Annotated in this window: 17 protein-coding genes; 7 read left to right on the top strand and 10 right to left on the bottom strand. The window is 74.3% G+C overall.

All coding sequences use genetic code 11. The annotated features are described in order from the left end of the window. Positions 1–105: 105 nt before the first annotated feature. Genes ACZ7EC_RS12480 through ACZ7EC_RS12490 form a run of 3 tightly spaced genes read right to left on the bottom strand, consistent with a single transcriptional unit; the run spans position 106 to position 2,167 of the window. Entirely contained in the window at positions 106–858 is a 753-nt protein-coding gene (locus ACZ7EC_RS12480; RefSeq protein WP_471061546.1) for a class I SAM-dependent methyltransferase, read from the bottom strand. Then, the gene (locus ACZ7EC_RS12485; protein ID WP_471061549.1) at positions 855–1,472 is read right to left on the bottom strand and encodes a TIGR04282 family arsenosugar biosynthesis glycosyltransferase; all 618 of its coding nucleotides are present in this window, start codon (positions 1,470–1,472) and stop codon (positions 855–857) included. Before ACZ7EC_RS12485 ends, ACZ7EC_RS12480 begins: the two co-directional genes overlap by 4 nt. Then, entirely contained in the window at positions 1,469–2,167 is a 699-nt protein-coding gene (locus ACZ7EC_RS12490; RefSeq protein WP_471061551.1) for a glycosyltransferase family 2 protein, read from the bottom strand. Before ACZ7EC_RS12490 ends, ACZ7EC_RS12485 begins: the two co-directional genes overlap by 4 nt. A 113-nt stretch (positions 2,168–2,280) precedes the next feature. Between ACZ7EC_RS12490 and ACZ7EC_RS12495 the strand changes: the two genes are divergently transcribed. Continuing rightward, entirely contained in the window at positions 2,281–3,108 is an 828-nt protein-coding gene (locus tag ACZ7EC_RS12495; RefSeq protein WP_471061554.1) for a response regulator transcription factor, read from the top strand. Positions 3,109–3,110: 2 nt separating this feature from the next. Beyond that, a complete protein-coding gene (locus ACZ7EC_RS12500; RefSeq protein ID WP_471061557.1) occupies positions 3,111–4,220 on the top strand; it encodes a sensor histidine kinase in 1,110 nt (369 codons plus the stop codon). A gap of 51 nt (positions 4,221–4,271) precedes the next feature. On the opposite strand, the gene ACZ7EC_RS12505 is transcribed toward ACZ7EC_RS12500, so the two are convergent. The 4 genes from ACZ7EC_RS12505 to ACZ7EC_RS12520 all read right to left on the bottom strand — a co-directional run bounded on the left by ACZ7EC_RS12505 (position 4,272) and on the right by ACZ7EC_RS12520 (position 11,093). Next, positions 4,272–5,273, bottom strand: a complete 1,002-nt coding sequence (locus tag ACZ7EC_RS12505; protein ID WP_471061560.1) for an NAD-dependent epimerase/dehydratase family protein — start codon at positions 5,271–5,273, stop codon at positions 4,272–4,274. 78 nt (positions 5,274–5,351) lie between these two features. Then, positions 5,352–6,203: an SCO2400 family protein gene (locus tag ACZ7EC_RS12510; protein WP_471061563.1), complete on the bottom strand. Its 852-nt coding sequence runs from the start codon at positions 6,201–6,203 to the stop codon at positions 5,352–5,354. A gap of 129 nt (positions 6,204–6,332) precedes the next feature. Then, positions 6,333–9,215, bottom strand: coding sequence for a lectin (locus tag ACZ7EC_RS12515; RefSeq protein ID WP_471061566.1), 2,883 nt, complete (start codon positions 9,213–9,215; stop codon positions 6,333–6,335). A 228-nt stretch (positions 9,216–9,443) separates the two neighbouring features. Continuing rightward, positions 9,444–11,093: a penicillin-binding transpeptidase domain-containing protein gene (locus tag ACZ7EC_RS12520; RefSeq protein ID WP_471061569.1), complete on the bottom strand. Its 1,650-nt coding sequence runs from the start codon at positions 11,091–11,093 to the stop codon at positions 9,444–9,446. A 177-nt stretch (positions 11,094–11,270) separates the two neighbouring features. On the opposite strand from ACZ7EC_RS12520, the gene ACZ7EC_RS12525 reads away from it, so the two are divergent. Next, positions 11,271–13,784 (top strand): SpoIIE family protein phosphatase, encoded by a 2,514-nt coding sequence (locus ACZ7EC_RS12525; protein WP_471061572.1) that lies wholly within the window; start codon positions 11,271–11,273, stop codon positions 13,782–13,784. Between the two features lie 38 nt (positions 13,785–13,822). Here the strand turns inward: ACZ7EC_RS12525 and ACZ7EC_RS12530 are convergent, their stop codons facing one another. The 3 genes from ACZ7EC_RS12530 to ACZ7EC_RS12540 all read right to left on the bottom strand — a co-directional run bounded on the left by ACZ7EC_RS12530 (position 13,823) and on the right by ACZ7EC_RS12540 (position 16,017). Next, on the bottom strand, positions 13,823–14,926 hold the full coding sequence (locus ACZ7EC_RS12530; RefSeq protein ID WP_471062057.1) for a PP2C family protein-serine/threonine phosphatase: 1,104 nt from the start codon (positions 14,924–14,926) through the stop codon (positions 13,823–13,825). Between the two features lie 223 nt (positions 14,927–15,149). Continuing rightward, positions 15,150–15,305, bottom strand: a complete 156-nt coding sequence (locus ACZ7EC_RS12535; RefSeq protein WP_086807291.1) for a DUF6131 family protein — start codon at positions 15,303–15,305, stop codon at positions 15,150–15,152. A gap of 142 nt (positions 15,306–15,447) precedes the next feature. Further along, entirely contained in the window at positions 15,448–16,017 is a 570-nt protein-coding gene (locus tag ACZ7EC_RS12540; protein ID WP_471061575.1) for a TetR/AcrR family transcriptional regulator, read from the bottom strand. A 276-nt stretch (positions 16,018–16,293) separates the two neighbouring features. Here ACZ7EC_RS12540 and ACZ7EC_RS12545 point away from each other — a divergent pair, with 276 nt between their 5' ends. The 4 genes from ACZ7EC_RS12545 to ACZ7EC_RS12560 are packed head-to-tail and all read left to right on the top strand — an operon-like array spanning position 16,294 to position 21,119. Beyond that, positions 16,294–16,866, top strand: coding sequence for a (2Fe-2S)-binding protein (locus ACZ7EC_RS12545; protein ID WP_471061578.1), 573 nt, complete (start codon positions 16,294–16,296; stop codon positions 16,864–16,866). Further along, entirely contained in the window at positions 16,863–17,855 is a 993-nt protein-coding gene (locus ACZ7EC_RS12550) for an FAD binding domain-containing protein (RefSeq protein ID WP_471061581.1), read from the top strand. Before ACZ7EC_RS12545 ends, ACZ7EC_RS12550 begins: the two co-directional genes overlap by 4 nt. Next, positions 17,852–19,987, top strand: coding sequence for a xanthine dehydrogenase family protein molybdopterin-binding subunit (locus ACZ7EC_RS12555; RefSeq protein WP_471061584.1), 2,136 nt, complete (start codon positions 17,852–17,854; stop codon positions 19,985–19,987). Before ACZ7EC_RS12550 ends, ACZ7EC_RS12555 begins: the two co-directional genes overlap by 4 nt. Beyond that, positions 19,980–21,119 (top strand): XdhC family protein, encoded by a 1,140-nt coding sequence (locus ACZ7EC_RS12560; protein WP_471061587.1) that lies wholly within the window; start codon positions 19,980–19,982, stop codon positions 21,117–21,119. The genes ACZ7EC_RS12555 and ACZ7EC_RS12560 overlap by 8 nt, the downstream gene beginning before the upstream one ends. Positions 21,120–21,129 lie beyond the last annotated feature (10 nt).

Below are 21,129 nucleotides of genomic sequence, written 5' to 3' on the forward strand. Positions count from 1 at the left end.
GGCCGGACGGCGCGGCTGGACCCCTTACGTACGGGTCCCGGCCGTGCTGTCCGCGCTGCTGCTCCTCGTGTGGTTCCCGCTGATCAGCGGTATGACGGCCGAGCGCTACCGATCGGCGACCGGCCTGTCCCCGGACGGCTTCCTCACCCGCTGGCTGCTGATCACCGCCGTACTGTTCGGTGGTTCCGCCGTGCTCCTGGCGTGGCGGGTGCGCAGGGCGGCGAAGCACCGGCCGCCTGCGCCCCAGTGAGCGACGCGCCGCCATCCGGCCCGGCGCGCATGGCGCAGCAGGGCCGGGGTGCCGAGCCGGGCCCATGGGAAAGGGGCACCGCCGGCGCCCGGCCCCGCGGTCACGTCGACCACCTCGACATGAGCGCGTTCATCGACGTCGACCGGCACGGTCTCCGCGATCAGCAGGCCGCCCGGCCGAAGCAGCGCGGCCACCCGCTCCAGCAGCGCGGCCGGGTCCCCGCCGATGCCGATGTTGCCGTCCATCAGCAGCACGGTGCCCCAGCGGCCCTCGGCGGGCAGCGCCTCGAACACCGAGCGGCGCAGCACCGGACCGCCGAGCCCCGTGGTGTGCGCCACGGCCGCGTCGCTGACGTCGATGCCGAGCACGGGACGGCCTCGGGCGGCGAGTTCCGCCACCAGCCTGCCCGGCCCGCAGCCGACATCGAGCACGGTGCCCTCGCAGCGGTCCAGCACCGCGCGGTCGACCGCGTCGGCCCGGCCGCACCAGCGCTCCACCTCCAGCGGCAGCAGCCAGCCGTCGACGCGGCGCAGGAACAGCGGACCCCGGCCGGTGCGCAGCGCGGTGGTGTACGGGTCGGCAGCGGCCCAGGCGACGGAGCCGCTCATCGGGGCAGCCCCGCGGCGCAGCGGGCCATCTCGGCGGCGAACCGGCTGCGCGGGGCCAGTGCGGCGACCGCCCGAGCGTCCGCGGCGACATCGACGTCCCGCAGCCGGGGCAGGTCACGCACCCGCAGCCCGGCGGCGGTCAGCCGGGCCCGCTGCGCGGCGCCGGTACCGGGCGTGGACATGGGGACGCCGCGCAGCAGCGCCGGATCGGGCTCGGCCAGCCCCAGCGCCCAGAACCCGCCGTCCCGCGCCGGTCCCAGCCACGCGTCGCAGTCGGTGAAGTCCACCGTGAGCAGCTCCGGCGTGACCTGCGGGGTGTCCATGCCGATCAGCAGCGCGGGGCCGGCGCAGTGCGCGAAGGCGTCCGCCAGCCGCTCGTCCAGGCCACCCGCGCACTGCGGTACGACCTCGAAGCCCGGCGGCAGCCAGGGTCCGGGCGCCCCGTCCAGCACGAGGACACGCCGGGACGCGGGTGTCCGCGCCACGGTGTGCAGGGTGTCGGCGAGCGCCGCCTCGGCGAGCCGCGCCGCTTCCGGCGGGCTGAACGGAGGGGTCAGCCGGGTCTTGACCCTGCCGGGACGGGGCTCCTTGGCGATGACGAGCAAGGTGGTCACTGCGCCGTCCTCTCCTGGGCGCGGGCCGGGGCCTCGGTCAGCACCCGGCGCATGTCCCGCACCGCGTGCCAGGTACCGGTCCAGGTGCCCGTCACCTTGGACGTACCGGTGCGAGGGAGGTACGGCACGTCGTACTCGGCGATCCGCCAGCCGGCGTCCGCGGCACGTACCACCATCTCCAGCGGGTACCCGCTGCGCCGGTCGGTGAGACCCAGCCCGAGCAGCGCCTCGCGCCGGGCGGCACGCAGCGGCCCCAGGTCGTGCAGCCGAAGACCGGTGCGGTGGCGCAGCATCCGCGCCAGCGCGAGGTTCCCGGCCCTGGCGTGTACCGGCCAGGTCCCTCGGGCCACCGGGCGCCTGCGGCCCAGCACCAGATCGGCCCTGCGCTCCTGGATCCGCTGCACGAAGGGCACCAGCAGGGCCGGGTCCAGCGAGGCGTCGCAGTCGCAGAAGCACACGATGCCGGCCGTGGCGGCGGTCAGCCCGGCATGGCACGCGGCACCGAAGCCGCGCCGCGGTTCGTCCACCACGGTGGCGCCCAGCGTCCGGGCGATGCGGGCCGAGCCGTCGCTGGAGCCGTTGTCGACGACGAGAGCACGCCAGCCCGCCGGGATCCGGCCGAGCACCCAGGGCAGGGCCTCGGCCTCGTCCAGACAGGGCAGCACCACGTCGACGGACGGAGAAGAGATCGTCATGCCTCTCACCCTACGAACGCGAACCGGGCATAACGGACTGGCGGTCCTTACGAAACGCGGACACCGCACCCGCCGCAGCACCCGCTCGCCGCGGGCGGTGGGACGCTTGGGGCATGCGAGCGCAGTACGGGCCCGACCGGGCCCCCACCACGGACGACGACCCGGTACGAGGCACGGACGACCCGGTACGCGACAGGGACGACCGGGTGCGCGACACGGACGACCAGGCGCGAGAGCCGGACCGGGACGCAGCCCGCGCCCGGATCCTGGTCGTGGACGACGACCCCACCGTCTCCGAGGTCGTCGCCGGATATCTGGACCGCGCCGGCTACACGGTCGACCGCGCCGACGACGGTCCGACCGCACTCGGCCGCACCCGTGACCGGTGGCCCGATCTCGTCGTCCTCGACCTGATGCTGCCCGGCATGGACGGCCTGGAGGTGTGCCGGCGGCTGCGGGAACAGGGGCCCGTGCCCGTCATCATGCTCACCGCCCGCGGCGACGAGGAGGACCGGATCCTGGGCCTGGAGATCGGCGCCGACGACTACGTCACCAAGCCCTTCAGCCCCCGCGAACTCGTGCTCCGCGTGGAGTCGGTGCTGCGCCGCAGCCGTCCCGCCGCCACCGGGCACCGGCTGGCCGCCGCCGGTCTGGCGCTCGACCCCGAGGCCCGCCGCGCCACCAAGGACGGCCGTGAACTCGCCCTCACGCTCCGGGAGTTCGACCTGCTCGCCTTCTTCCTGCGCCATCCCGGCCGGGCCTTCGCCCGCGAGGACCTGATGCGCGAGGTCTGGGGCTGGGACTTCGGTGACCTGTCCACCGTCACGGTCCATGTCCGCCGGCTGCGCGGCAAGGTCGAGGACGACCCCGCCCGGCCCCGGCTGATCCGGACCGTCTGGGGCGTCGGCTACCGCTTCGAGCCGGACGGCGCGGAGGACTGACCGTGCGCGACATCCTCCTCATCGCCCTGTACGCCTTCGCCGCGGCGGCCGCCACCGGTCTCGCCGGGGCGGGCGTGCTGCGGCTGATCCGGCGGCGTTCGCTCACCGCCTCCCTCACCGTCGTCGCCGCCGTCGGGGTCCTCGCCATGCTGGCCGGGACCCTCGCCGTCGCCTGGGCGATGTTCCTGTCCCCGCACGACCTGACCGCCGTCACCACCGTCGTCGCCATGGCGGCCGTCGTCTCCCTGGCCACCGCGCTGCTGCTGGGCCGCTGGGTGGTCGCCCGCAGCCGCGAACTCGCGGACGCCGCACGCTCTTTCGGGGACGGCGGTGCCTTCGCCGCGCCCGGCGGACCCGCGACCGCCGAACTGGAGGAACTCAGCCGTGAGTTGGCCGCGACCAGTGCCCGGCTCGCCGAATCCCGCGAGCGCGAGCGGGCGTTGGAGACGTCCCGCCGGGAACTGGTCGCCTGGATCTCGCACGATCTGCGCACCCCGCTCGCCGGACTGCGCGCCATGGCGGAGGCCCTGGAGGACGGGGTGGCCGCCGACCCCGACCGCTATCTGCGGCAGATCCGTGCCGAGGTGGAACGCCTGGACGGCATGGTCGGCGACCTCTTCGAACTCTCCCGCATCCACTCGGGCACCCTCTCCCTGAGCCTCGCCCGGATGTCCCTGTACGACCTGGTCGGCGACGCGCTGGCCGGCGCCGACCCGCTGGCCCGCGAGCACGGGGTGCGGCTGGTGGGGGAGGGCGTCGCGCCCGTGCCGGTGGAGGTGGACGGGCGGGAGATGAGCCGGGTGCTGGGCAATCTGCTGGTCAACGCCATCCGCCGGACGCCCGCCGACGGCACGGTCGCCGTCGCGGCCGAACACACCGACGAGGGCGTGGTGCTGTCCGTCACCGACGGCTGCGGCGGCATCCCGGAGGAGGACCTGCCGCGTGTCTTCGACACCGGCTGGCGCGGCACCGACGCCCGGACCCCCCCGGCGGGTGCGGGCCTCGGTCTCGCCATCGTGCGCGGCATCGTGGAGGCCCACCGGGGCCGGGCCACCGTCCGCAACATCCCCGGTGGCTGCCGCTTCGAGGTGACCCTGCCCGCCGCGCGCTAGGCGCCGCGACCCCGCCACGGTCCGCAAAGCGCGGCTCTGGGAGCCGGGAGATCAGTCCTCCCGGAGCCCGGCCCGCGCGAACTCCCGCACCCCGTCCGCGAATCCGACCCGTGGCCGCCACCCCAGCGCGGCCCGCAGCCGGGACGAGTCGGCGGTGATGTGCCGTACGTCCCCCAGCCGGTACTCCCCGGTGACCACCGGTGCCGGACCGCCGCACGCCTCGGCGAGCGCCCGCGCCAGTTCGCCGACGGTACGGGGCTCACCGCTGCCCGTGTTGTACACCGTGAGGGCGCCCGGCGCGGATTCCGCCTCCAGCGCGGCCAGGTTCGCCGCCGCCACGTCCCGGACGTGCACGAAGTCCCGCCGCTGGCCGCCGTCCTCGAAGACCCGCGGAGCCTGACCGCGGGCGAGGGCGGAGCGGAAGAAGGAGGCGACCCCGGCGTAGGGGGTGTCGCGGGGCATTCGCGGCCCGTACACGTTGTGGTAGCGCAGGGAGACCGCCGTGCCCCCGGTGGCACGGGCCCAGGCGGCGGCCAGATGCTCCTGGGCGAGCTTGGTCGCCGCGTACACATTGCGGGGATCGGGCGGGGCGTCCTCCCCGACCAGTCCCGGTGACAGCGCGGCCCCGCATTGCGGGCAGCGGGGCTCGAACCGGCCCGCGTCGAGGTCGGCCACGGCGCGCGGGCCCGGCCGCACGCCGCCGTGGTCCGGGCAGGTGTAGCGGCCCTCGCCGTAGACCACCATGGAACCGGCGAGGACCAGGTGCCGCACGCCCGCCTCCGCCATCGCGGTGAGCAGCACGGCCGTACCCAGATCATTGCGTGACACGTACTCGGGGGCGTCCGCGACGCCGTTGCCGAGACCGACCATCGCCGCCTGATGGCACACGGCGTCCACCCCGGCCAGCGCGTCCGCGACCGCCCGCGCGTCCCGCACATCCGCGCCGGGGTCCGCCCGGACGTCGTACACCACCGGCTCGTGCCCGCGCGCCCGCAGCGCCTCGACGATGTGGGAACCGATGAACCCGGCGCCGCCGGTGACAAGTACACGCATACGGCCACGCTAGACGGGGCCCGCGCCACGCCTCGGGAAAACGCGGATCATGTCACGACTCCGTAAGGCGTGCCGTGCTCAGCCGATGCAGAGCACCAGCACGCAGAGCTGCTCCGGCGAGGTCGACGCGCGAGCGGGGGGCGTGCTTTCGTCCGAGCCGCCGGTGGTGGGGGCGGGCGCGGGGGCGGACGGCGTGGTGGGGGCCGGTGGGGCGGTGGGGCCGGTCGCCGGGGGCGCGGGGGTGGTCGTGCGGGGCGGCGGCGCGGGTGCGGGCCGGGTGACCGGGGCGGCGGGGGCGGCGGAGTCCGGGTGGGTGTGCGAGGGCGCCGCGGAGTGGGTCACGACGGCTTGCCGTACGGGGCTCGTGCCGTCCGGTGTCCGGGGCGCCGGGGCGGAGCGCCGGGCCGGGCGCGTGCCGGGCGGGGCCGACGGATCGGAGGCGGGAGCGGACGCCTCGTCCTGTGGCGCGGTGCCCGTGGCCGGGTCGTCCGGCAGCGCGGCCGCCTGCGCGCGGTCCGCGGTGTGCCGGTCCAATGAGGCGAAGGTCAGCCCGCCCCCGACGAGGGCGACGGCGGTGGCGACCACCGCCCGGCGCTGGCTCTTCTTCCAGCGGGCCAGCTGCCTGCGGCGCGCGGCGCGGCCCTGCCGCACCGGCGGCGCGTCCGCGATGCCGGCGGGCATGTCCGATTCGTCGGGGGAGGGGGCCCACGCCGGTTCGGACTCCGCCTGGCGGGCGGTGCGCTCCGGCCCGGCGGATATCGGGTCGTCGTACCACCCGCCGTCCGGCACCGGACCCCGGCTCGCCGTCCTGGCGGTGTCCGCCGGGGATCGGCCGGTGCCGGGCGGGGCGATGTCCGGGGCGTAGGCGCCGCAGCCGGGGCACACCAGCGCGCCGTTGAGGTGCCGACGGCACTCGGAGCAGTAGTCCATCTGCTTCTTCCGGTCTCGTACGGAGGATCGAGCGGCCAGTCACGCTAACGGGGCTTTCGGCAGGCTGTGTGCGGCCGGTGTGTCACTCCTGCGCAGATTCTCCGCCGGTCGTGCGGCCCGCTCCGCCGGTCAGGATCCGGAGCCGAAGCCCAGCGCGAACACATGCAGGCCACCGCCGCCGACATCGGACGGCAGCCGGACGCTGCGCACCGTCCTGCCGGGAGCGAGGGCCACCGGAGCCGTGGCGAAGACGTCCGTGGTGACATCCTCGGGCGCGGCCTTGGCGTGGTTGCGGTAGGGGGTCGTGACCGCGACGGTGGTGCCGGGCAGCGGGGTGGCGCGCCCGCCGTTCAGCGTCCAGTCGGAGAAGCCGACGGGCACCGTCTGGGTGGTGCCGTCGGTGTAGGTGACGAGTGCCGTGCCCGAGGACGGGCCGTTGTTCGCCGCGCCCAGGAAGGACAGCGTGCCCGAGCCGCGCACGCGCAGCGTCTGGCCGTTCGCCAGGTAGTTGTCGGCCGTGGCGGGCGCCGAGCCGGGCCAGGTGAAGGTGGTCCCGCCGACCGTGAGCCGGGCGCCCGGAGTGATGCCCGCGGCGGCGAGGGCGGCGGCCGAGTAGCTGTGGCCCGCGCCGTCGAAGTCGGCCGAGTCGGCCGCGGTGTCGGCGGAGGTGCCGATGTCGGTGTAGCCCTCGGCGCCCGGATAGGAGGGCGGGGCCGCCGGACTCCCCGACGCCCAGGCCGGGTCGGGGGAGGAGTCCAGGGTGAAGGCGAGGGTGCCGCCGAAGGTGAGGGCGCCCACCGGGGCGTACGCCCTGTTCCAGGGCGCGCCGCGCCAGGTGGCCGACCGCACGTACGGGGCGTCGTCCGCGGCGCCCTTGCCGTCGATGGTGAGGGTACGGCCGGACGGGAGGGTGACCCGGACGCGCGGGAACAGGGGGCTGCCGAGGGCGAGATCGGCGGTGCCCGGCGTCTCGGGGTACATCCCGAGCGCGGACCACACGTACCACGAACTCATCTCGCCCAGGTCGTCGTTGCCGGCGAGACCGGCCGGGCCGTCGGTCCAGATCTGGTCCTGGACCTGCCGCACCACCTGCTGGGTGCGGTAGGGCAGGCCGATGTAGTCGTACTCCCAGGGGATGCCGAGGCTGGGCTCGTTGCGCAGATCGGTGTGCCCGCCGGCGCCGGTCAGCGAGGACAGGTCGGTGTCGAGGAACGTCGCCAGCGCCGCGTCACCGCCCATCGCGGTGGCCAGCCCGTGCACGTCGAACGGCACCATCGGCGTGTACTGCCAGGAGTCGCCCTCCACGAAGGACGCCCCGGAGGTCGGCGAGAACCCCGCCGTCCAGGTGCCCGAGGCGTCGCGCGGCTGGAGGAAGCCGGTGCCGTAGTGGAACAGGTTGCGCCAGTCGCGCGCACGGTTCTCGAACCGGCGCTGGTCGGCGCGGTCGCCGAGGGAGCCGGCGAGCGCGGAGACCGCGAAGTCGGCCGCGCCGTACTCCAGGGTGGTGGAGACGGGACCGTAGGCGTTGCAGCAGCCGTAGCTGCCGTTGCGGGGCAGCCGGCCGAGCTGCTGGAGATAGGCGAGGCCGGGCCGGTTGTCGTTGACGGCGGTGGCCTCGTGGACCAGCCCGCGCAGGGCCTCGGCGGCGTCGAAGTGCCGGGCGCCGAAAGCGTAGTACCCGGCGATCATCCCGTCCGCCGGGTCGCCGACCATGACATGCGTCTCGCCGTTGTTCTCCGACCACTTGGGGAACAGGCCGGTCTGGCGGTAGTCGTCCAGCATCGACTGCGCGGTGTCGGCGGCGGTCCCCGGCGCGAGCAGCGCCTCCAGCTGGGCCTGGGAGCGGTAGACGTCCCAGCCCGAGTAGTTGGCGTAGGCCGCGCCGTGCCCCGTGTCCACGGTGTGCACGGTGCCGTCGAAGCCCGGATAGCGGCGGTCGCTGTCGCTGATCACGTTCGGGTGCAGCAGGGAGTGGTAGAGCGCGGTGTAGAAGACCGTCTGCCGGCTCGGCGTGCCCCCGGCGATCCGCACCCGGCCGAGCAGGGCGTTCCAGTCCCGGTGCGCCGCGTCGCGCACCCGGTCCAGGTCCCAGCCGGGGTTCTCGGCGACGCGGTTGCGCACCGCGCCGGCCACCGACACGTACGACAGGCCCACCTTGGCCTGGACCGTGCGGTGCGCGGTGGTGTCGAAGGTGACGTAGCCGTCGCTCCCGGTCGCGGCCGGGGTGAAGGTGCGCCCGGAGTGCGGCAGCCGGCCGTGCGGCACCGGCCTGTTGGGGGCCTCGGGGGCGTTGGGCGGGGCGACGGCCGCGGGGGCGGTGGGCGCGGCGGCGACCGGTACCGTGCCGCTCCCGGTGAACGGCCGGTCGAAGACCATGTCGAAGTAGACGGTGTACGCGTTGTGCATCCCGCAGAAGTTGCCGCTGGTGACCTGCCCGCTCACCTCGTCGTCGCTCACCACGTCGAACGTCACGCCCGAGTCGCCCGCCTGACTGCCCATCAGCTTGAACAGCAGGTTCGCCCGGTCCGTCGAGGGAAAGGTGAACCGCGCCATGCCGCTGCGGGTGGTCGCGGTCAGCTCCGTGCGCACCCCGTTGTCCAGGTCGACCGCGTACGAACCGGGGGAGGCGGACTCCGCCGTGTGCGAGAAGCCGGCCGTGGCCCCGGTGTCGAGCGCTCCGGTGGTCGGCAGCACCGGGATGTCACCGGCGGCGCGGCAGCCGGGCCCCGCGATATGGGTCAGGCTGAAGCCGGTGATCGCCGAGTCGCCGTACGCGTAACCGCCGCCGTAGGGCCGGTGGGGCGTGTCGGGGCTCCACTGGACCATCCCGAAGGGGGCGTCGGCGCCGGGGAAGTCGTCGGCCGCGTTGGCCGTCCCGATGAACGGGTCCACCAGGGCGGCCGGGTCGGCGACCGGCACCGGCGCCTTGGGAGCGGCATGTGCCGGAGCGGCCCCGAGCGCCACCAGCAGGGCGCCGGCGGCGAGCAGTCCCCGTCCTCTCGGTCGTGCCATGGCGACCAGTCCCTTCATCGGCAGGCCGGACAGCCGGAAACGGATGGCTTCGCGAGACGCAAGGAGACACATGACAACGTTGTTCCGGTCGGGCGGCGGTCAACACGCCCTACGTCCGGGAACGTTGAGCCTTCCGGCGTCATGTGTCAAGCACGGGCCCACCGGAATCGGCCGAGATCGCGACGGGCTCCCGGCCCCGGTGGCGTCCACCGGGGCCGGGAGCGCCGCTCAGTCGGTCGTCAGCAGGCGTCGTACGACGTAACCGGCGGAGTCCACGCCGGAGGTGCCGCCCTCGACCAGGGCCGCGACCGCGATGTGCGCGTTGTACGCGGTCAGCCAGCCGTTGGTGTGGTCGCCCTCCTCGGCGGTGCCGGTCTTGGCGCCGACCCCGGCGAGGCCGCTCAGCCGGGGCGCGGCGGTGCCACCGGTGGCGGCCGCGCGCATCATCGACCGGAGGTAGCCGGCCGTGCGGGGCGTGATGGGCCGCGGCGCGTTCGCCTGCGGCTGCCCCGGCACGATGATGGGCTGCCGGAAGGCACCGCCGCGCACGGTGGCCGCCACGGACGCCAGGAACAGCGGGGTGGCCGAGACCCTGCCCTGCCCGATGAACTGGGCCGCCTGGTCACCGCCCTGCGCGTCCTCCGGAATGCTCGGGTCGGTGGTGGCGACGCCGCCGCCGATGGACCAGCTGCCCATGCCGAAGACGTCCACGGCCTCGTCGTGCAGCGCGGAAGCGTCACCGTCGTGCACCAGGTAGTGGAAACCGTCCTTGATGAAGGAGGTGTTGCAGGACACGGCGAAGGCCTGCGCCAGGTTGGACCGCGGATCGGCCTTCAGACCGGGGTCGTTGTGGAACAGCTGACTGTTGGCCATCAGGGAGTCGGTGCACGGAGCCGGGCTGGCCGGGGTCAGGCCCGCCTTGTCGAACAGGGCCGCCGACGTGATGATCTTCATCGTGGAGCCGGGGGACTTGATGCCGTTGATGGCGATGTCCCCGTCCGCGCCCGTGTGCGCGACCGCCAGGATGTGCCCGTTGCTCCAGTCGACGGCCACCGATCCCGCGGGCCTGCCTTCGAGGTGCGGGTCCTTCACCGCCTGCTCCGCCGCCGTCTGGAGCCGGGCGTCGATCGTGGTCCTGATGACCGGCGCGGTGCCCTTCTTGAACGTCTTCAGCGTCTTCACGCCCGCCCCGGCGGCGTCCACGACGGCCACCCCGGTGCCCGCACGACCGCCGGTGGCCCTGCCGTTCTGCCGGATCGTGGACGCGATGTCCCGCAGCGAGCCGAACTCCGACAGGTCCGTCCTGCCGTCGGCGGCCACCACCTTCGCGTCGCTCGCGCCCGCGGGCAGGGTGCCCGCGGTCAGCGACTGGTCGTCCCCGAGGCCCGGATACAGCACCGAGTTGTTCCAGTGGACCGCCATCGCGCCGTTGTCGCTCTTGCGCACGGCCACCGCGCTGGGGTAGCTCCAACTCCCGCCCGCGACCTGCGCGGTGACGGTGAAGGTGACCTTGGTGGCCCCGGCGGTCACGCTCGACGGCCCGGCCGCGAGAACGTTGTCGAAGGTCACCTGCTTCAGGTGCAGGCCGTCCTTGTACTGCCGCAGGGCCGGGGCCGCCGCGTCCGGCGCGTCGGTCTCACCGGCCGCGCCGCCCACGTTCTGCCCGGACCAGTGGTCCAGGAACGACCGGGCCAGCTTCACCGCCTCGGTCCCCGAGGGTGGTGTGTCCGACGCCGCCGACGGGTCGAAGCCCGCGTCCTGCGTCCGGTCGGCCGTACCTCCGGTCAGCCCGTGCAGGAGGTTGTAGGTGCCTATTCCCCCCAGAACGAGCAGCGCGGTGGACGTACCGGCGATGCCGATCTTCACAGCTCTGTTCATGCGCCGGATCGTATGTACGTTCCATGAAGTGACGAGGCGACTACGTCGGGATCGTTACCGGAATGTCAATGCGGACTGCTCAAAAATCCGGCGTGAGGGGACCGGTCGGCCGGCGGCGCCACCACCCCCGGCCCCCGGACGATTAAACCAGTCGATACTGGTGTAAAAGTGAGACTGATGGAACCATCGCGCACGAGCGGTACGGCAGCCGCGTCCGTGGGGTCGGCGGACCTCTTCGACGCGTCCACGGACGCGGCCGCGGTGATCGCCCAGGACGGTGCGGTGGTCGGCTGGACCCGCGGCGCCGAGGCACTGCTCGGCTACGGTGCGCCGGAGGTGGTCGGGGACTCGGCCGGCCGCCTGCTCGCCGCGTCCGAGGACCCCGCGCGCGTCCACGGCATCGCGGCGCGCTGCCGCGGCGGCAACGGCTGGAGCGGCACGGTCCGGGCCCGGCACCGCGACGGCCGCCCGCTCGACCTCCTGCTGCGTGTCTCGCCCGCCTTCCGCATGGGCGGCCAGGACTGCTTCCTGATGTCGGCGCGCGAGGAGCGCGAGCGGTGGACGGTGGCCCAGTCCGTCCTCGACGGCTTCCTCACCCGCTCACCGGTCGGCATGGCCGTCCTGGACCGCGAACTGCGCTACGTATGGCTGAACGGCATGCTGGAACGGCTCGGCGGGGTGCCCCGCGAGGAGCGCATCGGCCGACGCATGAGCGAACTGCTGCCCGGACTGCAGGCGGAGGCCCTGGAAAAGCTGATGCGCAAGGCGCTCGCCACCGGCGTGCCCGTCACCGACTACGAGTACCAAGGCTGGAGCTGGGCCGACCCGCACCGCGGGCACGCCTACTCGGCCTCCTTCTTCCCCCTCGCGGACGCCGACGGCACCGCCACCGGCGTCTGCTACATGGTCCTCGACGTCACCGAACGCTGGGCCGCCCGCCGCGTCCTGTCGATGGTCAACGAGGCGGGGACCCGCATCGGCACCACCCTGGACGTGCTGCGCACCGCCGAGGAACTGGCCGACTTCGCCGTCCCGCGCTTCGCCGACTTCGTGGTGGTGGACCTGCTCGAACCCGTGCTCGGCGGCGACACCGACGAGAGCCTGCTCGACGACGCCGGATCCGCGCACGCCCGGCCCATGCTGCGCCGCGCCGCCCTGCGCTCGGTGCGCGAGGGCTGCCCCGAGGCCGTCTACCGGGTCGGCGACCGGGTCGGGTTCCTCGGCCCGCCGCACGACGCCAGGACGCTCGTCAAGGGCGACCCGCTGTTCATCCCGGTCCTCGACGCGCGGCAGGGGCCCTGGGCCACCGCCGAGCCGCTGCGGGCCGACCGCATCCGCGAGTTCGGCATGCACTCGCTGATCTCCGTCCCCATGCGGGCCCGCGACACCGCCCTCGGCCTCGCCACCTTCGCCCGTACCACCAACCCGTCCCCCTTCGGCCCCGACGACGTGCTGCTGGCCCGCGAAATCGTGGCACGCGCGGCGGTCTGCCTGGACAACGCCCGCCGCTACACCAGGGAGCACACGGCCGCCCTGACCCTCCAGCGCAGCCTGCTGCCCCCGGCGCTGACCGGCGGCACCGCCCTGGACGTGGCCTCCTCCTACCGCCCCGCCGACGCGGCCGGCGGCGTCGGCGGCGACTGGTTCGACGTGATCCCGCTGTCCGGGGCGCGGGTCGGGCTCGTCGTCGGGGACGTCGTGGGACACGGCATCAGCGCCGCCGCGAGCATGGGCCGGCTGCGCACCGCCGTACAGACCCTCGCCGACATGGAGCTGCCGCCGGACGAACTGCTCGCCCATCTGGACGACCTCGTGCTGCGGCTGAGCGGCGAGGAGAGCTTCTGCGGCGCCGACGTGCGGGGCACGGCCGCCTTCACCGGCGCGACCTGCCTCTACGCCGTGTACGACCCCGTCACCCGGCGGTGCAGCATGGCCCGCGCAGGTCACCCGCCACCCGTCGTCGTCCCCCCGGACGGCCCCGCGTACTTCCCGGACATCCCCGCGGGGCCCCCGCTGGGCCTGGGCGGGATGGCCTTCGAGGCCACCGAGATCGAACTGGCCGAGCACAGCCTGTTCGGACTGTTCACCAACGGTCTCATCCAGGCGTCCGACGACGTCGAGCGCGGTATGACCCGGCTCGCCGAGGCCCTGGCCCGACCCGAGCAGGACCTCGGGACGCTGTGCGCCGCCGCCGTACGCGATCTCGTCCCTGGCCCCCAGCCCGACGACATCGCGCTCCTGCTGACCCGCACCCACGCCCTCGGCGCCGACCACGCCGTCTCCTGGGACGTCCCCGACGACCCGGCCGCCGTCGGCGAGGTCCGCGCCCTGGCCGCCCGCCAGGTCGCCGACTGGGGCCTCGGGGAACTGGCCATGACGACGGAACTCCTGGTGAGCGAGCTGGTCACCAACGCCCTCCGCTACGCCGCCGGGCCCATCCGCGTCCGCCTCCTCCGCGATTCCCGGCTGACCTGCGAGGTCGCCGACGCCAGCAGCACCGCCCCCCGCCTCCGGCACGCCCGCAGCACCGACGAGGGCGGCCGCGGACTGTTCCTCGTCGCCCAGCTGTCGCTGCGCTGGGGCGCCCGCTACACCGGCGAGGGAAAGATCATCTGGGCCGAGCAGGAGATCCCCGCCGACCAGCGGATCTCCGCCGAGTACCGGATGCCCGGCGAGAGGGAGAGCCCGTAAGGGCGTGGGGGAGAGCCCCTAAGGGGCCGATGGCTCGGCTATCGCGGGCGCGGCTGGTCCGCGGCGTGGATCCCGTCGTCGGCGAGCAGGCATGCCGCGAGGGCCGCGGTGTCGTCCTGGAGGCTGTCGCCGCTGTACTCCAGCAGGTCGTGGTGGAGCCGCTCCAGCAGCTCGTGCGGGGGCAGCGGGCCGAAGGAGTGCAGGCGCTGCGCCAGGGGGTAGAAGGTGCCGGACGCGTTCCTGGTCTCCGTCACGCCGTCCGTGTACAGCAGCAGTTGTTCGCCGGGCTGGAAGGGGTAGCTGTCGACGTGGTGCGGCTCCGGAAGCAGCACACCGAGGTTGAGCGGGGGACCGGAGCAACCGCGATCGAGCTCCCGCACCTCGTCGGCGCGGATCAGCAGCGGCGGCGGATGACCGCAGTTGACGACCCGGACGACCCGGCCGCCGGCGGGGATCTCGGCGAAGACCGCGGTGACGAACCGCTCGCCGATCTCGCTGCCGCCGAGGTGCTCGGCCCGGCGCGTCATGCTGCGCTCCATGCGGTGGGCCAGCGCGGCGAGATCGGGCTCGTCGTGCGCGGCCTCGCGGAACGCGCCGAGCAGCGCCGCGGCCGTCTCCACCGCGAGCAGCCCCTTGCCGCGCACGTCGCCGATGAGCAGCCGTACGCCGAAGGCGGTGGGGACCGCCTCGTAGAGGTCGCCGCCGATGCGCGCCTCGGCGGCGGCGGACAGATAGAGGCTCTCCAGGAGGAGGTTGCCGATTCGCTGCGGCAGCGGCCGCAGCAGCACGCGCTGTGCGATGTCGGCGACGAACCGCACGTCGGCCAGGGTGCGTTCGCGGCGGATGCGGTGCGCGGCGAGGATCGTGCCGAGGGCGCCCACCAGCGCCGTGCAGACGTAGTCGGCGACGTAGTGGCGGTCCCACAGATAGCCGACCGGGCGGCCCGCGCAGCACGGCGTGCCGGCCAGGACCCCCTCTATGACGACGGCGAAGACCGTGGCGCCCGCGACCACACGCGGCCCGTGCGCGAACGCGGTCACCAGCGGGAGGGCGACCAGCAGAAAGCTCACGGGCCAGTCGACGGGCGTGATCGGTTCGAGGACGAGTACGGCGGCGACGTAGAGCAACGGAAGCCAGCGCATCCAGCCCGGAGGCGCCGGCAGTCCGGTCCGCGTGGCGGCACCGACCTCCGGCTGGCGACGTGGACTGCGCACACGGGACTCCTGTCACACGGGCTGGACGAGCATCCAGCCTGGTGCGCGGGTCCACGCCGCACCGGTCATTGCTCCACTCAGCGGCATGTTCCGGCTTCCGGGGGCCATCGGGCCGTGCCGGGGAACCGGGGTGCCCGACCGGGGGAACGGTTCACCAGTAGTGCCGGCGGCCGGCGACCGCGTGCCCCATCGACCCGAGGATCCACAGCACCGCGCCGACCACCAGAAGGATGATCCCGATGGTCCAGAGAATGGATATCCCGGTGAGGAATCCGACGATGAGCAAGATGATGCCGAGGGCGATCATGGCCCGCCTCCTGTCGACGAATGTTCCTGGTGACCGGGTGCCCCGAACCGGGCCGAGTCATCATCCGGGACGCGAAAATCTGAGCGGGTTCCGCCGGGCGGCCCGTGCTCTCCCGCCGGGCCGTGAGCGCGGCACCCGGCGTTCAGTTCCCGGGCGCGCCCCGGAGCAGGCCGTCCATCACCAGGTCGAGGAGCCGGGTGGCGCGCGGCCGCCAGTCCTCGCGGGGGTCGAGCTGCCACAGGCCGGCGATGGCGAGCATGAAGTCGTCCGCGGTGACGCCGGGCCGGATGGCGCCGGCTTCCTCGCCGGCCCGCAGCAGGAGCGTGGCCGCGTCGGTCACCGGGGTGTGCGCGGGCTTGGCCGGGCCGCCCGGCGCGCCGGTGACCTGCCGGATCGCGGCGGCCAGACCGGCCTTGGCCATGGCGAACTCGGAGAGCCGGTCCATCCAGGCGCGCAGCGCCTGCGCGGGCGGCCGGGTCTCCAGCAGCCGGGCCGCGCTCTGCGCGACCTGCCCCATCTCGTGGCGGTAGATCTCCAGGACCAGCGCCTCGCGGTTGGGGAAGTTGCGGTAGAAGGTCCCCTGCCCGACGCCCGCCTCGCGGGCGATGGCGCTCAGCGGGACGTCCGGACAGCGCGACAGCTCGGTGAGGGCCACCTCCAGGATGCGCTCGCGGTTGCGCTGTGCGTCCGAGCGCCGTGGTGAGTCCTTCATGTGCGGCACTCGTCCTCTCCGAGGGTCGTGGCCGAACCTCGCCCTTGCTAAGCGGACAAGTGTCCGTTACGTTTTCAAGGTAACGGACGCTTGTCCGGTTGACTCCACGATAGCCGCGGAACCGCCAGCATGGCAGCCATCAGGCCGCCGCCCCCACCACGGCGATCCGCACCGGCCCTCCACAGCCCCTGTACTTCACGGCTCCGCATACCAACGGCTCGGCATACAACGTGCTCTGCACCCCATGTGTTCTCTGGAAATGCGAAAGAAGCTGCCATGGCCCCCTCGACGTCCAGTGTCATCACCCTGCATATCAACGGCGAGAAGTTCACACTGCCCGTCGACCACCGCACCACCCTGCTCGACGCCCTGCGTGAACGCCTCACGCTGACGGGCACCAAGAAAGGCTGCGACCAAGGCCAATGCGGTGCCTGCACCGTCCTGCTGGACGGGCGCAGGACGCTCGCCTGCCTGCAACTGGCCGTGGCGGCCGAGGGGCGGGAGATCACCACGATCGAGGGCGTCGCCGAGGGAGACCGGCTGCACCCCGTGCAGCAGGCGTTCCTCGAACTCGACGGCTATCAGTGCGGCTACTGCACCCCCGGACAGATCTGCTCGGCGATCGGGATGCTCCGGGAACACGCGGAGGGCCTGCCGAGCGCCGTCACCGACGATATCCGGCCGGAGGCGGGGCCACCCCCGCTGACCGCCGAGGAGATCCGGGAGCGCATGAGCGGCAACCTGTGCCGGTGCGGCGCCTACGTCGCCATCGTCGAGGCGGTGGCCAGGGCGGCGGCGGACGGCGAGCGCGCGGGCGCCGCGACCGAGTCCGAGGAGGCTCTGGCATGAGGGAGTTCGACTACCGGCGGGCCGCCGACGTGGCCGGCGCCGTGGCGCTGCTCGGCGCCGACCCGGACACCCGCTACCTCGGCGGCGGCACCAACCTCGTGGACCTGATGAAGACGGGTGTCGAACGCCCGACCCGGCTGGTCGACATCCGTGAACTCCCGCTGGACCGGATCGAGTCGACGCCGGACGGCGGCCTGCGCGTCGGCGCCACCGTCACCAACGCCGACCTCGCCGCCCATCCCGAGGTGCGCCGCCGCTACCCGGCGCTGGCCCAGGCGGTGCTGGCCGGTGCCTCCGGGCAGCTGCGCAACATGGCGACGGTCGGCGGGAATCTGCTCCAGCGCACCCGCTGCGGCTACTTCACCGATGTCGCCCAGCCCTGCAACAAGCGGATTCCGGGCAGCGGTTGTCCCGCGGTCGAGGGCGAGCACCACAACCACGCGATCCTCGGCGCCTCCGAGCACTGCGTGGCCGTACACCCCTCGGACATGGCCGTCGCGCTCGCCGCGTTCGACGCCGTCGTCCATTACGAGACCGCCGACGGGCCGGGCGAGTCGCCGCTCGCGGAGTTCTACCTCCCGGTCGGCGACACCCCGCACCTGGAGACCGCTCTGCCGGCCGGGGCGCTGATCACCGGCGTCGTTCTGCCGCCCGCGCCGGTAGCGGCCCGCTCCCGCTACCGCAAGGTGCGCGAGCGCGCCTCGTACGCGTTCGCCATCGGCTCCCTCGCGGCCGCGCTCGACGTCAGGGACGGCGTCGTGCGCGAGGCGCGCCTCGCTTTCGGCGCGGTCGCCTCCCGGCCCTGGCGTGCCCTGGCCGCCGAAGAGGTGCTGACCGGGGCGCCCGCCGCGCCCGAGACCTACGCCGCCGCGGCGGACGCCGAACTGGCCGCGGCCCGGCCGCTGCCGCACAACGGATACAAGGTGACCCTGATGCGCAACCTCGTCGTGGCCGTGCTCACCGAACTCGCCGAGGAGGCCGCCCGATGACCACCGTCACCGACACCGGGACGGCCACCCGCACGCCGTCCGTCGGCACCGCCCGCACCCGTGTGGAGGGCGTGGAGAAGGTCACGGGCGCCGCCCGGTACGCGGGCGAGATCCCCTTCGCCGACCTCGCCCACGGCTGGCTGGTGCTCTCCACGGTCGCCCGCGGCCGCATCAGCGCCCTCGACACCGACGCGGTGCTCGCCATGCCCGGCGTCCTCGCGGTCCTCGACCACCGCAACGCCCTGCGCCTGAACACCGAGTTCGGCAGTCTGCTGGGCATGCGGCCGGACCCGACCTGCGCCGTCTTCCAGCACGACCGGGTGCCGCACCTGGGCTGGCCGGTGGCGCTCGTCGTGGCCGAGACCTCCGAACAGGCCCGCGAAGCCGCCGAGTCGCTCGTCGTGCACTACGAACCGGAGCCGCACGCAACGGAGTTCACCGCGGAGCACCCCGACGCCTACCCGGCGGACGGCGTCATGCCCGCGGTGACGGAGAAGGGCGACATCGAGTCCGAACTCGCCGCCTCCGCAGTGGTGCTGGACGCCGAGTACACCACCCCCGAGGAGCACCACAACCCGATGGAGCCGCACGCGGCCACCGCTCACTGGGAGGACGGCCGCCTGGAGGTCTTCGACTCCAACCAGGGCGCCAACTGGGTGGTGGGCGACCTCGCCAACCTGTTCTCGCTGGACCCCGCCAGCGTGCGGGTGCGCTCCGAACACGTCGGCGGCGGCTTCGGCAGCAAGGGCGTACGCGCCCACCAGGTGGCCGCCGTGATGGCCGCGAGCGTGCTGCGGCGGCCCGTACGCGTGGTCATGACGCGCCGTCAGATGTTCACGCTGGCCGGCCACCGCAGCCCCACCGTCCAGCGGGTCAGGCTCGGTGCCGACGCCGGCGGACGGCTGCGCGCCCTGGAGCACCGCGCCCTCAGCCACACCTCCACCGTCTACGAGTTCGTGGAACCGAGCGCCGGGGTGGCGCGGGTGATGTACGACGCCGACGCCCACCGCACCGAGAACCGCGTGGTGCGGCTCGACGTGCCGAGTCCGACCTTCATGCGCGCTCCGGGCGAGGCACCGGGGTCCTTCGCCCTGGAGTCCGCGCTGGACGAACTCGCCGAGAAGTGCGGGCTCGACCCGGTGGAACTTCGGCTGCGCAACGACGCCGAGCGGGGGCCGGTCTCCGGCCTGCCGTTCGCCGGCCGGCGGCTGGCCGACTGCTTCCGCGAGGGCGCCCGCAGGTTCGGCTGGGCCGACCGCGACCCGCGACCGGGAGTCCGCCGGGACGGGCGCTGGCTGCTGGGCACCGGCACCGCGGCGGCCTCCTTCCATGCGGGCGCGGGACCCTCCACCGCGACCGCGACCGCCCACCCGGACGGCACCTTCACCGTCCGGATCGCCGCGGCCGACATCGGCACCGGGGCCCGTACGGCCCTCACGCTGGTCGCCGCGGACGCGCTGGACACGGCCCCCGAGCGGGTCCGGGTCCGCATCGGCGACAGCGCCTTCGGACCGGCCATGATCGCCGGCGGCTCGATGGGCACCCGCTCCTGGTCCTGGGCGGTCAAGCTCGCGGCCGAGGAACTGCGCGAGCGGCTCGCCCTCGGCGCCGGTATCCCGGCCGAGGGCATCACCGTCCGCTCGGACACCACCGCGGCCATCGGCGCGCTCGCCGCCGCCGAACGGCACTCCTTCGGCGCCCAGTTCGCCGAAGTGGCCGTGGACGTCACCACCGGCGAGGTGCGTGTGCGGCGCATGCTGGGCATCTTCGCGGCGGGCCGGATCATCAACCCGCTCACCGCGCGCAACCAGTTCCTCGGCGGCATGGTCTGGGGCATCTCCATGGCCCTGCACGAGGCGGCGCTGCGCGACCGCGCCTCGGGCGGCCTCGTCGGTGCCGACTTCGCCGGTTACCACGTCGCCAGCCACGCCGACGTCCCGCGCCTCGAAGCCGACTGGATCGAGGACGAGGACCCGGACGACCCGGTCGGCGTCAAGGGCATCGGTGAGATCGGCGTCGTGGGTGCCGCGGCCGCCGTCGCCAACGCCGTCTGGCACGCCACCGGCGCCCGCCACCGCTCCCTGCCGATCAGCCCGGAGCGCGTCCTCGCCGCGGGGGCGCCGGATGCTTGACCTGGCCGCCGAGCTGACTCGCTGGCTGGAGGAGGGGCGGGAGTTCGCCGTCGCCACCGTGGTGTCGGTCGGCGGCAGTGCCCCGCGCGAGCCCGGCGCCGCCCTCGCCGTCGACCGCGCGGGCACCGTCATCGGCTCGGTCTCCGGCGGCTGCGTCGAGGGCGCGGTCTACGACCTGTGCCAGGAGGCGCTGGAGAGCGGGCGGAGCGTCGTCGAGCGGTTCGGGTACAGCGACGAGGACGCCTTCGCCGTGGGGCTGACCTGCGGCGGAGTGATCGATGTCCTGGTCGCTCCGGTGGGCGCGCGCTCGCCCGTGCGGCCGGTCCTCGCCGCGGCCCTCGCGCGCGCCGCCCGCGGCGAACCCGCGGCCCTCGTCCGGGTCGCCCGCGGCCCGGAGGACCTGCTGGGCCGGGCCCTGCTGGTGCGGCCCGGCGGCGCGCACGAGGGCACGCTCGGCGGGCACGCGGACCTCGACCGGACGGCGGCGGCCGAGGCGGGCGCCCTGCTGGAGGCGGGCCGCACCGGCACGGTGGAGGTCTCCGCGGACGGCTCGCACTGCCCCGGCGGCCTCACCCTGCTGGTCGAGTCGGACGTACCGCCCCCGCGCATGATCATCTTCGGTGCGGTGGACTTCGCCTCGGCGCTGGCCAGGGCCGGGAAGTTCCTCGGCCACCATGTGACCGTCTGCGACGCCCGCCCCGTCTTCGCCACCCCGGCCCGCTTCCCCGACGCCGACGAGGTGGTGGTCGACTGGCCGCACCGGTATCTGCGGCGTACCGCGACCGACGCGCGGACCGTGCTGTGCGTGCTCACCCACGACGCGAAGTTCGACGTACCGCTGCTCAAGGTGGCCCTCGGCATGCCGGTGGCGTTCGTCGGCGCGATGGGCTCGCGGCGCACCCACGAGGACCGGGCGCGCCGACTGCGCGCAGAGGGCGTGAGCGAGCGCCGGCTGGCCCGGCTGCGCTCGCCGATCGGCCTCGACCTGGGCGCCCGCACACCCGAGGAGACCGCCCTGTCCATCGTGGCGGAGATCGTCGCCGCCCGGCGGGGCGGCACCGGGGCACCGCTGACCGGCGGCCGGGCGCCGATCCACCGGGACCGGCCGCCCGCCGTGGCGGCGGGCGTGTGAGACGAGGACG

This window comes from Streptomyces sp. NPDC037203 (assembly GCF_055605065.1).